A 14,198-nucleotide genomic window follows, 5' to 3' on the forward strand; every position below is an offset into this window, starting at 1 on the left:
CGGAATTTATGAACATTTTTATCTCAACAATAAAAGGTTATCGCTGGCATTTAGTCGCCGTGCTGATTCTCACTTTTATTTTCAGCGGATTCGGTATCGGAGTTTTAGCTTTTATTAATAATAAATTAATGAAAGCAACAGAACAAAAAGAACTGCTGATCTGGACTTTCATCGGCTTGCTGATTCTGTTCCTTATCACATCCGTTATTGCGCAAATCAGCCTTACCGCCCTTGGGCATAAATTTGTGTATCTCATGCGCAAACAATTGGTAAAACAGTTATTGGATACGGGAACCGAACAGCTTAACCAAATTGGTAAAGCAAGACTGTTAGCCAGCCTGTCCGGCGATATTCGCAATATCACCTTTGCCTTCGTACGCCTGCCGGAATTGGTGCAAGGTTCCATACTTGTGCTATGCGCGGGTGCCTATATGTTTTATTTGTCCGAATCTTTGTTTTTTGTAACCGCACTTTGGCTAAGCGTAACGGTCTGGGTAAGCAATATTGCCGTCAGACGCGTGTATCACCATTTGCGAATCGTGCGGGAAACGGAAGACAAACTGTATAAAAACTATCAATCCGCTATTGAAGGACATAAAGAATTAAGCCTGAATCGTGAACGGGCAAAATTTTATTTCGAACGGGAATTAGAAGAGAGCGCAAGCACACAACGCGATAATTCCGTTCGCGCCGACAGCTATCACACCTTTGCCAATAACTGGACAAACGTAATGGTACTCGGTGCGGTCGGTTTGATTTTTTATCTTTCTTTAGCCGAAGGTTGGTCGAATCTGGAAACCGCAACCACTATCGCATTAACCATTTTATTCCTGCGCACGCCGTTAATCTCTGCGGTCGGTGCGTTGCCCATGCTGCTGAATGCCAAAGTGGCGCTGGATAAGTTATCTAAGCTGAATTTAGCTCCTTATACGGAAGACTTTGCCATTTCAAACCCATTACCTCGAGATTGGAAAGAAATCCGTTTTGAAAATGTGACGTACAGCTATCCTACGGCGGAAGGTACAATGAGTTTTGCGTTAAAACCGGTCAATCTCACCATTAAACGGGGCGAGCTGATCTTTTTAATCGGCAAAAACGGCAGCGGTAAGTCCACCTTTTCGATGCTGCTGGCGGGGTTGAACCATGCGACCGACGGTAAAATCTTTGTCGATAATATTGAAATCACCGCCGCCAATCAACGTGCGTTCCGGGCCCAGATCAGCGCCGTTTTCAGTGATTTTTATCTGTTTACCCAACTTTTAGGGCAAGCGGGCTTTGCATCTCTCAAAGAAGCGGAACAATGGCTGGAAACCTTGCAATTGGAAAACAAAGTGACGGTAGAAAACCACCGCTTATCTACCACCAATCTTTCGCAGGGACAGCGCAAACGCCTTGGTTTGTTAATCGCCCTGCTAGAACATCGTCCCTTATTAATTTTAGACGAATGGGCAGCGGATCAGGACCCGACATTCCGCCGCACATTCTATCAGGTTTTATTGCCTTTACTCCGCGAGAAAGGACATACCGTTTTCGCTATCAGTCATGACGATAACTATTTCCACTTGGCGGATCGCTTATTGCTGATCAGCCAGGGCGAGCTTCGCGAATTATTCGGCGAAGAACGGGAAACGGCAAGCCATGATGCGGTAGAAAAATTAAATAATATCATCAAGGAAACTAAAATATGAAAAAAACCTTTATTTATTCAACCGTAGCACAAACAGTACTGCTTACTATTGCCGGTACGGCAATAGCGGCGGAAGACGGCACCGAGCAATTAGATACCATTGACGTGGTAACCGAAGGCTCCATGTTCCGTATGGGCGAAGTACCTTTTCATCAGGCAAAATCGGCCGTCGCCATTACCAGAGAGCAACTTGATTCACAAAATGTAGATAAGCTTGACGAAGTGGCAAAATATCAGGCGGGTTTTGCCAACCAAGTATTCGGTAACGATACCAATACTAACTGGTTCCGTGTGCGTGGTGCGGAAGTATCACAAGCTGTGAACGGTTTACCGACATTTAGCTACGGCTTTTTCACCCCTTATGTGGACAGTTTCGGTTTAGAAGCCATTGAAGTGACCAAAGGTGCGGATGCTATGACCTTTGGTGCGGCTAAATCGGGCGGTCTGATCAACTATGTCACCAAACGGGCGCACAAAGATCAAATCGGTCACGGCGAATTCAAAACCACTTTCGGCAGCCATAATCAATACGGTTTCGCGGCGGATTACACCGGAACCCTTACCGATGACGAAAGACTGCGCTACCGCGTGGTAGCCAGTTATCTTGGTCGTGACGGCGATTGGGAAGGCACGGATAATCAAACCCTTTACATCGCACCGACCTTAACCTGGGATATCAGCGATAAAACGCGTTTTACCCTATTAACCGGTTATCAGCGCGACCACGGAACGCCGAGTTCAAATTTCTTACCACAGGAGGGAACATTGGTTCCGTCACCAAGGGGTTATATCCACCGCCATACGAACTTAGGGGATCCGGTTAAGGATACGGAAACTAACCGCCAATATAATATCGGTTATGAATTCAGTCATGATTTTAATAACAGCTTAAGTTTTAATTCAAGTTATTCTTACAGTCATATTGATAACTATCACCGCGGTGCTTATGCCTATCCGTCCGCTTATAATGCCGATTGGTCACCATTAGCGCCGAGTGCGGCGGGCTATTCACTATCCCGCGCGGTTGTATTTAATGACGGTAAAGCGATTTCTCATACAACGAATAACTATTTAACCTGGAATTATGATAACGCTTGGTTAAAAAATACCTTGGTAGTCGGAACGGATTACCGCCATAATAAGGTCGATGCCCTTTATAGCTTATACGGAACCACATCCAATACTAATTTATTCACGCCATCAGTCGGTTGGAATCAAGCACAGGATGTCAGTGCGGCGCCTCACGTACAAATTAAATCTCGTCAATTGGGTTTCTATTTACAAAACAACGCCCGTTTTGCCGATAAATATGTTTTAGGTTTAGGTATCCGCCACGATCGTGCCGAACAACGCGAATACACCAGCACACAAGAAGTGAAAGATAACCATACTTCCTACAGCGCCTCATTGATGTATGAAGCGCCGTTCGGTTTAAATCCGTATTTCAGTTACAGTGAATCTTTCAACTTGCCGACCGGGTTGAGTGGCGATGAAACGCTTTATGATCCTAATATCACCCGTCAATATGAGTTGGGCTTAAAATACATACCGACTTGGTTAGACGGAACAATCTCCGTCGCCGGTTTCCGCGCGAAAGATACGGGCGCATTAGTGGGTAATGGACTAGGTGCAACAATATCAAGTGCGGACCCTATTTACCGTAAAGGTTTTGAAGTCCAGGCGGATGTTAATTTCACCTCAAACTGGACGGGTACTTTAGCCTATACTTACACCAAATCCGAGTCTAAAGACAGCGCCGGTGAAAAAACGCGTCAACCACTCATTCCAACCAATATGGTAGCGGCCAAAACCGCCTACAGCTTTACCGAAGGCTTGCTGAAAGACTTAACGGTCGGCGTAGGATTACGCTATTTGGGTCATAGTGTCACCTCAAAAGGTTCGCTCTATTCCCACGCTCGCCTCCCGTCTGCCACTGTAGTTGACTTAATGGCCCGTTATGCCATTACGCCGAACTGGATTGCACAGGTAAATATCGATAACGTAGGCAACCGTCGTTACGTATCGGGCTGCGACTACTACTGCTACTACGGAGCGGAACGTCGGACAACGGCGAATTTAAGTTATAAATTCTAAAAAAAAAACGACCGCACTTTGGGTTATTTTCAGGTTCCCAAAGTGCGGTCGAAAATTTTCAAATTTTTTACCGCACTTTTATCAAGTTTGCATTACGCCACTCAAATACTCAAATATAAGTATCTGAAAAACATCTTTGTGCAAAAAGATTATTTCTTTTCATTCTTAAAAAATATCAACCAAACCAATACTCTTGTACTGTATGCGAATAAAATTAACATCGCGAAATAATCAAAATAAAAGATCGCTTTGCTTTCCGCTTTATCAAAAAAAGCAAAATCCACCTGATTCATCAGATAAGGGAATAAGTCCCGTCCGATAAATGCCCATAAGCCATAAACGGATAGCATAGTCCAAATGGTTGGTAAAATCCATTTTGTTAACGGTTTATTTAAATCCCAACGCAGTATTTGGGCCAAAAAATCAGCTAAGGTTTTCCAATGCAAACCAAGATGGATAGCAATAATAGTCTGAATCCAATGAGTGCTGAGCATATGAATTTTACGGGTGAAATCATCGGTTAAATGAAACGGAAATTCAGCAAAAATATGTTTAGAAAGTAGAATGCCGGAAATACAAGCGGTCAAAAAAACAAAAAATAAGACAAAATTCAAACCGGTTTTTACCATTCGATAGACATCAAATTCGCCTTGATTGAGCTTTTTTATCCACCAGAAATTTAAACCGATATGCAACAATACCAGGGCGAAAAAGCCTAACCCAACCCACTCGTGGGTGACTTCTTCAAATAAATGATATCCCGTCAAAGAAAGCAAGAGTATGGTCAACACCACATCCTGCCCTATTTGAAAATAATATTTTTTCGGCATTATTTATTTAGCATATCCTTGTCGAACGAGCCAATCCGCCAGTTTTTGTTCCATTGTACTGTCCGCTCCGGTGGTTTTATAAAGATAATATTCAAAACCGTCTTTAACCGTCGCTTTCGGCTGAAGCTGCGCAATATCGCGATCTGTACCGCTTAAACGGCTACCTCCGTGGGTAACCAACGGCACGATATTTTTTCCTGAAAAATCCACTTGCTCAAATAAGCTGTAAAGCGGCATAGGTAGTTTATACCACCAAATCGGATAGGCCACAAAAATCGTCTCATAACCGTTTAAATTCGGTTTTGCTTTCAGCGCCGGTCTGATATTTTTACGTTGTTCTTCCTGGGCAAAATCCAACAACTGCTGGTGAACGGTCGGATAAGCTTGCACCGTTTCCAAACGGAACAAATCTCCGCCGGCCGTTTTTTGTACTTCTTTTGCTAAGTATTCGGCTGAACCTAAACGCTCATTATCTTTAATAATCACGCTCGCACCGCTTACGCCGTCCAGTTTTTCAGTCGCAACGCTTTCAGGCACAGTAAAATAAACAATCAGATTCTTCGATTGCGCCGCTTGTAAAGCGAATAACCCTAAAGCCGCTACGGATAATTGTCGTAATAATTTCATCCTGACTCCTTGAGTAATTTGATAAAGAATATTGCAGATGGCCGAATAGTACGGATAAATAAAAAATAATTAACGTAATGCACTTTATGCATAAGCGTCATAGGTTGGTTTGTAAAAAACGACCAGTTTTTTCAAACGTTGAACACCCATTCTTTAAATTGACGAACCATCGCTAAGTCCGTATGGCTGATAATTTGACTTTTACCCACATCTAAAGCGGCAATTTGCGCAAAATCATCAGCATCCAATTCGAAATCAAATACATTCAGATTCTCCGCCATGCGTTCCGGCTTTGTTGATTTAGCCAATACCACTACGCCGCGTTGTACCAACCAGCGGGTAACCACTTGAGCGATTGATTTGCCGTACTTCTTACCGATCTTCGCTAATACCGGATTTTCAAAAATACCGAATTTACCTTCTGCAAACGGTCCCCAGGCTTCAGGCACGATACCTTCCGAAAGCAGACCCTCCACTTGGGCTTGCTGCTGGTGAAACGGATTGATTTCAATTTGGTTTACGGCAGGCATTACTTTGTTATACAAACCGACGTCAAGCACACGGTCGGCAGTAAAATTGCTTAACCCGATAGCGCGAATTTTACCGGCCGCCAGATATTCTTCCAATGCCCTCCATGCGCCATACACATCATTAAAGGGTTGGTGTAATAACATTAAATCAATATAGCCAATATCTAAACGCGCTAACGTACGATCTAAGGATGCTTTCGCGGCTTCATAGCCGTAATTTTCTATCCAAACTTTACTGGTTACAAAAATTTCTTCACGCACTACACCGCTGTTGCGAATACCTGCGCCGGTTTCAGTTTCATTCATATAAGCCTGAGCCGTATCAATATGGCGATAGCCAGCATGAATGGCTCTGATTACCGCTTGCTCAGTTTCTTCCGGCGGGATTTGGAACACACCAAAACCCAAAACCGGAATTTCTACACCGTTATTTAATTTAAAAGTTTGCATTTTATTGCCTCCTAATGAATATTTGCATCGATGTTTACATTTTAACCATTGCATAATTTAAGATAAACATGGTTTTGCTTTATATACTGTTTAGATATGCTTAATAATGAAACCGCTATACAAATACCATTGTCAAAAAATACCTGTTTTTGACCGCACTTTTAAATTAAAACTATAAACGCTCTCCTTTATTCCGCTTAATTAAACAATATGGCTTTATTTTATCCGGCGAAAAAATTAAGATAAATTATCTTTTACTTGATGAACTATGCAGCCATGCTTCACAATCTTCCCAATCTCAACGAACTCTATTTCTTTGTACAAATTGCCAATGCGGGCAGTTTTACCAAAGCGGCCGAACGACTGGGCGTTACTACATCGGCGCTCAGTCAGAATATGCGCAGTCTTGAAAAACATCTTGATGTACGCCTGTTCAACCGTACTACCCGTAGCATTTCCACCACGGAAGCCGGCGAAAAATTATTAGCGGAAATTGCACCGCACTTTCTGGCGATTGCCGATGCCGTTCGGCATTTAGATGAAATCCGTGATGAACCGCAAGGTACAATTCGCATAAATACCAGTGAAATTGCCGCTAATCTGATTATTTATCCTAAATTACAGCCTTTTTTATTAGCGAATCCTCATATTAAAGTGGAACTAGTGATAGATAATCGTTGGGTGGATATTGTGGCGCAAGGATTCGATATGGGCGTGCGTTTAGGTTATGCGGTATTTAATGATATGATTGCGGTGCAGATTTCCGAACCGATGAAAATGGTATTGGTGGCAAGCCCTGGTTATCTGAAAGATAAACCCCTACCAAAGAAAATTAATGACTTAACCAACTATCATTTAATCGGTTCAAGATTTTCATCTGAGCATTCACAACTTGAATGGGAATTCATGGACAAAGGACAAAAAGTGGGATTTCAACCTACGCCTCAATTTTCCATCAACAACGATCTCCGTACACAAGCCGCCTTAGATGGTTTTGGTATTGCATGGTTGCCGGAAATCCGCGTACATGAAGAATTAAAAAACGGTAATTTAGTGGAAATCTTACCGCAATATGCCTATACCTATGATCCGTTTTATATCTATTATCCAAACCGAAAAGGTAATTCAAAAGCGTTTCAAATGGTAGTGGAATTGTTGAAATTCAAAAAATAATCGGATTTTCGGTAATATAAAGAAAAATAAAATTATATTAAGGTATCGCATTATGAAAACACTCTGTAAAAGCTCGACAAAATTTGATGAACAGGCTCTATCTCTCGGTTTTAGTGAATTAATCTTGCAGGAAAATGCCGCTCGCGGCGTAGCCGAGTTAGTTCGTCAAAAACTTAAAAGCGGTGAAAAAATCCTGTTTTTATGTGGCGGCGGCAATAATGGCAGTGATGCCATTGCCTGTGCGCGAATGCTCTCGGGCGATTATGAATGCGAGCTTTATTTTATTACGGGAAACCTGAATGCAAATGCCCAAGCGCAACTCAATATAGCTTTAAAGGTCGGCGTTAACCGAGTATCTCAACCCGATTTAGAAAATATCGGCTGTGTGATTGACGGGATGTTCGGCAGCGGGTTAAGCCGTGATTTAGACGCGGAAATTATCCTTCTGCTCGATCGGATTAATACCCATAACGCCTTAAAAATTGCCATTGATTTTCCAAGTGGTTTAGATGGGAACGGTAATATACGCGGCGCCTGTTTTAAAGCGGATTTCACGCTGTCCATGGGGGCATTGAAAATAGGACTGTTTTCTGATGTCGCCAAAGATATGACCGGTGAAGTTTCACTGGTTAATTTGGGGTTGAGTGACAATCGCTTTATTACTCATCAGGAAGATTTTCTGTTAGAAAGAACCGATTTAAATCTGCCTTCCAGAACGCTGCAAAATGTCCATAAAGGAAGTTTCGGTCATGCCTTTGTGGCACTCGGGCAGATGCCGGGCGCAGGCATAATGGCTGCGACCGCCGCACTGATAATGGGCGCGGGAAAAGTCAGCGTGGTCGGCAAAGCAGAAAATCTGACACCGCAAATTATGCAAAAAAATAACTTTGACGGTGCCGACGCAGTGGCCATAGGCATCGGGTTAGGCAATGCCGATATAGATATTTCCGCCATCAAACACTTGCCTTGCGTGCTTGATGCCGATCTTTGCTATCGTGCCGAAATTCGTGAGTTTTTACCTAATCCATCCGCCGTATTCACACCGCATCCGAAAGAATTCAGCGGACTTTTGAGAAATCTGGGATTAGCCGATATTTCCATAGAGGAAGCCATTAAAAACCGGTTTGAGTTGGCTCGGGAATTCAGCAGACAAACAAAAGGCGTGCTATTGCTTAAAGGCGCGAATCCGATTATTGCCTATAACGGAACGCTTTATCTGTGTAACCTCGGTTCCAATAAGCTCAGTGTCGGCGGAAGCGGCGATGTGCTGGCGGGAATTATTCTGGGTTATTTGGCTCAGGGTTTTAGCGCGCTGGAAGCCGCCAAAAATGCCGTGCTGGCTCATGCTAAAAGCGCGGAAAACTATCAGGGTAATGATTATTCGATGACACCCTTGGACTTGATTGATGGATTAAAATATTTATAAACGCCGTACCGGCAATTAAGTATTGTATAAATTGGTTTTAGCAAAGTTATAAGTAAATACGACCAACAAAAAAAACGCCGTTCCCGGCGGTTTTCATTATCTAAAATTAAACTTATTATTTATGGCGCTCGGCAACTTCTTTTAATAAAGTTTGTAATTCGCCGGCTTGATACATTTCCAATAGAATATCACAGCCACCGATTAACTCGCCTTCAACCCATAATTGCGGGAAAGTCGGCCAGTTTGCATATTTCGGTAATTCCGCACGAACATCCGCGTGCTGCAAAATATCTACATAACCAAAAGGCACCTGACAGTTAATCAAGGCTTCAACCGCACGTGCTGAAAAACCGCATGCCGGCAGCTTAGGTGAGCCCTTCATATAAATCAAAATCGGATTTTCTGCAATTTGCTTTTTGATTTTGTCTAACGTTTCCATATTTTTCCTTTAAAATAATGTGTGTCATAAAAGTGCGGTCATTTTAGCACAAGTTTTTTGATTTGTGTCAAAACTGACTAAACTTATCAACTTTTACCAACTTCCACCGGCGCCGCCTCCACCGAAGCCACCGCCACCAAAACCGCCACCGGAAGATCCGCCTCCGCCGAAACCGCCAAAACCTCCGGAACCAAAACCGCCTGAATTACCGCGACGACGTCTGGCAGATTGTAAAATAGCTTGTTCCAATTGATGGTTTGTTGTCGGGCTGATATAGGGTTTACGTCGCCCATTAAGTTCACCGAATAAAACAAACAGGACAAACACTAGCACCATTAGGAATGGAATATATTGTTCGAATCCTTCATCATTCTGTTCAGCCGCAGCATCGTATTCACCCTTGCTTGCTGCGATAATATAATCTAATGCACCGTTAATACCTGATGCATATTGTTCCTGCCGAAAATTAGGCAGAATAACCCGGCGAATAATTTGCGACAAAAATGCATCGGGTAATGCCCCCTCTAATCCTTGTCCGGTAGCAATAAAGACTTTTCTGTCCTCTTTTGCAACTAATAACAACACACCGTTATTTAACTGCTTTCGACCGATTCCCCAATTATCACCTAATGTAAAGGCGTAATCTGATATGACATATTCGCCGGTTGTTTTCACCATAACTACGGCAATTTGAGAACTGGTTTCCCGGCTGAAATTAATTAATTTATTTTCTAAATAATTTTTATCATTTTCCGATAAGGTGTTCGTGTAATCATTCACATAACGAAACGGATTCGGTGAGCCGGGAAAATCTGCCGCCCATACATTGACAGTGACAAAAATCAGCAAAAAACAGACCGCACTTTTTTGTAATTTTCGCCACATTCGGCTAAATCTATCCATTAATAATCACCTCATTTGGCAATTCGTTTTTATCATCCGGTTTAACCGGGAAATGAATCGCAAGTTCTTTACCTATACTCTCTATTGCCGCAATCACAGCCTGAGTATATTCATCATCTTTAAAATAGCTGATCATTAGCTGACATTGTTGCTGCCAAAAATTATCGCCGACAAATTGGTGAATACCTAAATCACCAATTACGGCACATTTATGGGACTTATGGGCGATATAAATTAATACGCCGTTATGGGCTTGGGTTTTATCCATTTCGAGCTGCATAAAAATTTGCAAGGCGCGATCCACACTGGATAAATTTTCCGATTCGGGCAAATTTCTTTCAATATAAACACGTAATTCTGCTGAACTCTCTTGTTCAAAGCGAGCAATTGCCGATTCAATCAAATTTTTATCAAAAGGAATTCTTGAGAATAATGACATAACAATCCACTTAAGAAAAAAAGAATGGTAAACGACATACCATAAATGAAGGCACGAACGCGTTGTTCGTGCCATTTTTGACATTATTTATCAAAACTTACTGTTGGTGCATTTTCTGCACCGGCAGTTGATTTAAAATAAGGTTTTTCTTTGAATCCCAAAATCATCGCCGCTAATTTAGTTGGGAATTGGCGAACTTTCTGATTATATACGCGAGCCGCTTCATTGAATTTATTGCGAGCCACATTAATTCGGTTTTCAGTACCTTCCAATTGTGCCTGTAAATTCATAAACCCTTCATGCGCTTTTAATTCCGGATATCTTTCTACCGAAACTAACAAACGGGATAATGCCGAACCTACAGAATCCTGATTTTGTTGGAATTGCGCTAATTGTTCCTCAGTCATATTTGCCGGATCAATTTTTGTTTGTGTTGCTTTAGCGCGCGCTTCAATAACACCGGTTAAGGTTTCTTGCTCAAAGTTAGCCTGACCTTTTACGGTATTAACAAGATTTGGAATTAAATCAGAACGGCGCTGATATTGAGACTCAACATTAGCCCATACAGAATCAATTTCCTCTTCCGCTTTTACCAGCCCGTTGTAACTGGACATTAATGTGAAACCGGCAATTACCGCAACAATGATAATAAGGAGCCACTTTTTCATTTTTTATTCATTCCTAAATTTATATAGATAAACAAAAGACCTAAACAACGTTTAGGTCTTCTTCAAGTTATTTTAGAAAATCACTAATTTGCATTACTAACTTTCTCATAATCATCTATAAACGATAATTATTTAGTACCTTGTACAGAAACTTCTACACGACGGTCTGGTGCTAAGCAAGCGATAAGCGCTTTACGACCTTTAACCGCGTCACATGTGTTACCTGTAACAGGATTTGCTTCACCGTAACCGGTTGCCGTGATTGCATTTTGTGCAACACCTTTAGAAACTAAGTAGTTTGCTACTGTTTCAGCACGTCTTTGTGAAAGTTTTAAGTTTGCAGCTTCTTTACCGATACGGTCTGCATAACCAGCTACAGATACTGCAGGGCTTTGAACTTGAGCAATTTCACCATAGATGTTGTCTAATGATGCTGAAGCTTCAGGTTTTAATGTTGCTTTACCGAATGCGAAAGTTACGTCGCTGTTTAAAGTGAAAGTTTTGCTCACAACTTCTTCAGCTACCGGCGCAGCTACACCTTGACCAAAACGGTAAGAAACACCAGCTGTTACGCTGTGGATTTCCGGAGTATAGTCGAAACGTGTGCCATTAGCATTTTCCAATTTACCCACTTTGTTTAACCATTGGTATTCAAGACGGAATGCTAATTCAGGTAATGAAGGTAATGCATATTCAAGACCTGCGCCTAATAACAATGAAGTTTTTAAGCTGTGATCTGCAAAGTCTGATTTATTAAAGCCATATGAATAACCGTCGTTAACTTTATAGTCAGAACGAACTAATGCTGCACCAACTTTACCGTATACATCTAAGCCTGATAATACTGGAGCTAAAGCACCTAAATCATAGCTTGGTTTTAAGCTTAGGTGTGCACCGTGGTTAGTGTGTTTCGCAGAAGTTGCACCGTTTGTACGAAGTGCTGCACGACCGAAATCATCATAACCTAATTCTACCGCTAAACCTAAGTTGTCACGATTAAAAATTTGGTAACCACCGAATACACCGTAAGTTACTGAGTTAGTGTGGCTACCAACGCCATCTTCAGCATATTGGGTATAACCGTCGTGGAATGATGCCCAACCAGCTTTTGCACCAGCATAGAAAGTGTTTTCTTGTGGAGCCGCTTGTGCTGCTGTTGCTGCTGCTAAACCAGCGATAGCTAATGCGATTGCAGTTTTTTTCATTTTGATGATCCTCTTAAATATTTTAGTCATCTTATTTAAAATAATTTCTCAGCAATATTGCTGAATGAACACGACCGTGTTCGACTCTCTTAAAACATTTTAAAAAATGTGAACTTTTTCAAAAACCGCTGTTCTAAGATTATACTTGCCAGGTTCACGAATTTGCCTAACATTTACCTTTTGACAAATTCATTTCTTTAACTATGAAAGTATAAAGAATGCTTCAAAAGTATGTATATTATCCATTTATAAAAATGGAAAATCAATTATTTTTTTATTCATGCCTATTTTTTGAGCTAAAAAACATCTCTTTCGCCTGTTTTTTAACCATTTCGATTATTATCTAGTTTGTTAATAACCCTATAAAAAAATAAGAATTTTCCTTATTTTTAAATAATATCCGTTGTTAACTAATCATAGTCAAATCTACATAAAACAGGCTAAAATTCTTAACTGTTTTAGTAATAAAATTTATTAGTTTTGAATAACCTCATCGCTTTATCTTTATATAGAAAAGACTACATTAATTATCCATAAAAAAAAAGACCTAAAATAATTTAGGCCTTTTTATATAAAATTGCTAAACAATTAACTATTTATTACATAGTTGCTTGTTTTTCGCCTTTAACGGCAACTTCTACACGACGATCCGGTGCTAAGCAAGCGATAAGCGCTTTACGACCTTTAACCGCGTCGCAAGTGTTACCTGTAACCGGATTTGCTTCACCGTAGCCGGTTGCAGTGATTGCATTTTGTGCAACACCTTTAGAAACCAAGTAGTTTGCTACTGTTTCAGCACGTCTTTGTGAAAGTTTTAAGTTTGCAGCTTCTTTACCGATGCGGTCCGCATAACCGTTTACATTAACGGATACATTATTAACTTGAGCGATTTCGCCGTAAATGCCATCTAAAGTTGAAGTCGCTTCAGGTTTTAATGTTGCTTTAGCAAACGGGAAAGTTACATCACTGTTTAAAGTAAATGTTTTGTTTACCACTTCAGGCGCCGCTACAGGTGCCGCACCTTGACCGAAGCGGTAAGATAAACCGAATGTTACGGCACCGATATCAGGTGTGAAGTCCGCATCATTATAGCCGGACCATTTTTGATCACGACCAACATTTTCGATCCATTGGTATTCTAAACGCATAGCCAATTCAGGTAGGATTGGAAGCGCATATTCAAGACCTGCTGCAAATGTCGGAGAAACTTTTAAAGAATGTCCGGCAGCGTCTATACTATAATCTTTATAATCAGTACGAATTAATGCTGCGCCAACACGAGCATAAACATCTAAACCGTCTAATACTTCATAGCTCGGTTTAATGCTTAAATTCACGCCGTGATTAGTAAATTTACCGCGTTTTGCATCAGTCTCTATCAGACGAATACGACCGTAATCATCGTAACCTAATTCTACTGCTAAACCGAAATTATTTTGGTTAAGAATTTGGTAACCACCAAACACGCCATAAGTCACAGAATTTTTCTTAGCAGAAAGTCCGTCAGAATTATGGAATGCATCTACGCCATCATGAAAAGATGCCCAACCTGCACGAGCACCCGCATAGAAAGTATTTTCTTGTGGAGCCGCTTGCGCAACTGTTGCTGCAGCTAAGCCTGCGATAGCTAATGCGATTGCTGTTTTTTTCATTGCTTTATCCTCTTTAAAATGTCATTAAATAAAATAATGATATTGTATAGATACTAAACTTATTGGTTACAATTT

The 14,198-nt window shown here is 41.2% G+C and carries 13 protein-coding genes; 4 read left to right on the top strand and 9 right to left on the bottom strand.

Going from position 1 to position 14,198, the window contains the following annotated elements:
* Positions 1-8 precede the first annotated feature (8 nt).
* Positions 9-1,688, top strand: coding sequence for a multidrug ABC transporter permease/ATP-binding protein (locus A4G13_RS03730; RefSeq protein ID WP_090653786.1), 1,680 nt, complete (start codon positions 9-11; stop codon positions 1,686-1,688).
* Positions 1,685-3,781 (top strand): TonB-dependent siderophore receptor, encoded by a 2,097-nt coding sequence (locus A4G13_RS03735; RefSeq protein ID WP_090653788.1) that lies wholly within the window; start codon positions 1,685-1,687, stop codon positions 3,779-3,781. Before A4G13_RS03730 ends, A4G13_RS03735 begins: the two co-directional genes overlap by 4 nt.
* 149 nt (positions 3,782-3,930) lie before the next feature.
* On the opposite strand, the gene A4G13_RS03740 is transcribed toward A4G13_RS03735, so the two are convergent.
* The 3 genes from A4G13_RS03740 to A4G13_RS03750 all read right to left on the bottom strand — a co-directional run bounded on the left by A4G13_RS03740 (position 3,931) and on the right by A4G13_RS03750 (position 6,218).
* Complete coding sequence (locus A4G13_RS03740) at positions 3,931-4,611, bottom strand: DUF4405 domain-containing protein (RefSeq protein WP_090653790.1); 681 nt, start codon at positions 4,609-4,611, stop codon at positions 3,931-3,933.
* A gap of 3 nt (positions 4,612-4,614) precedes the next feature.
* Positions 4,615-5,238, bottom strand: coding sequence for a flavodoxin (locus tag A4G13_RS03745; protein WP_090653792.1), 624 nt, complete (start codon positions 5,236-5,238; stop codon positions 4,615-4,617).
* Positions 5,239-5,369: 131 nt separating this feature from the next.
* Complete coding sequence (locus A4G13_RS03750; RefSeq protein WP_090653794.1) at positions 5,370-6,218, bottom strand: aldo/keto reductase; 849 nt, start codon at positions 6,216-6,218, stop codon at positions 5,370-5,372.
* 276 nt (positions 6,219-6,494) lie between these two features.
* Here A4G13_RS03750 and A4G13_RS03755 point away from each other — a divergent pair, with 276 nt between their 5' ends.
* Entirely contained in the window at positions 6,495-7,391 is an 897-nt protein-coding gene (locus A4G13_RS03755; RefSeq protein WP_090653969.1) for a LysR family transcriptional regulator, read from the top strand.
* Between the two features lie 52 nt (positions 7,392-7,443).
* On the top strand, positions 7,444-8,817 hold the full coding sequence (locus A4G13_RS03760; RefSeq protein WP_090653796.1) for an NAD(P)H-hydrate epimerase: 1,374 nt from the start codon (positions 7,444-7,446) through the stop codon (positions 8,815-8,817).
* A 115-nt stretch (positions 8,818-8,932) separates the two neighbouring features.
* Here the strand turns inward: A4G13_RS03760 and grxD are convergent, their stop codons facing one another.
* The 6 genes from grxD to ompA (A4G13_RS03790) all read right to left on the bottom strand — a co-directional run bounded on the left by grxD (position 8,933) and on the right by ompA (A4G13_RS03790) (position 14,123).
* Entirely contained in the window at positions 8,933-9,256 is a 324-nt protein-coding gene (grxD, locus tag A4G13_RS03765; RefSeq protein WP_090653798.1) for a Grx4 family monothiol glutaredoxin, read from the bottom strand.
* Between the two features lie 93 nt (positions 9,257-9,349).
* Positions 9,350-10,159, bottom strand: a complete 810-nt coding sequence (locus tag A4G13_RS03770) for a TPM domain-containing protein (protein ID WP_424945108.1) — start codon at positions 10,157-10,159, stop codon at positions 9,350-9,352.
* Complete coding sequence (locus A4G13_RS03775; protein ID WP_090653799.1) at positions 10,152-10,598, bottom strand: TPM domain-containing protein; 447 nt, start codon at positions 10,596-10,598, stop codon at positions 10,152-10,154. The genes A4G13_RS03770 and A4G13_RS03775 overlap by 8 nt, the downstream gene beginning before the upstream one ends.
* Before the next feature lie 83 nt (positions 10,599-10,681).
* Positions 10,682-11,266, bottom strand: coding sequence for a LemA family protein (locus tag A4G13_RS03780; protein WP_011200391.1), 585 nt, complete (start codon positions 11,264-11,266; stop codon positions 10,682-10,684).
* A 128-nt stretch (positions 11,267-11,394) separates the two neighbouring features.
* Entirely contained in the window at positions 11,395-12,471 is a 1,077-nt protein-coding gene (ompA, locus tag A4G13_RS03785) for a porin OmpA (RefSeq protein WP_090653801.1), read from the bottom strand.
* Positions 12,472-13,070: 599 nt separating this feature from the next.
* Positions 13,071-14,123: a porin OmpA gene (gene ompA / locus A4G13_RS03790; protein WP_090653803.1), complete on the bottom strand. Its 1,053-nt coding sequence runs from the start codon at positions 14,121-14,123 to the stop codon at positions 13,071-13,073.
* Positions 14,124-14,198: the final 75 nt, after the last annotated feature.

It is taken from the genome of Basfia succiniciproducens, from assembly GCF_011455875.1.
Taxonomy (GTDB): domain Bacteria; phylum Pseudomonadota; class Gammaproteobacteria; order Enterobacterales; family Pasteurellaceae; genus Basfia; species Basfia succiniciproducens.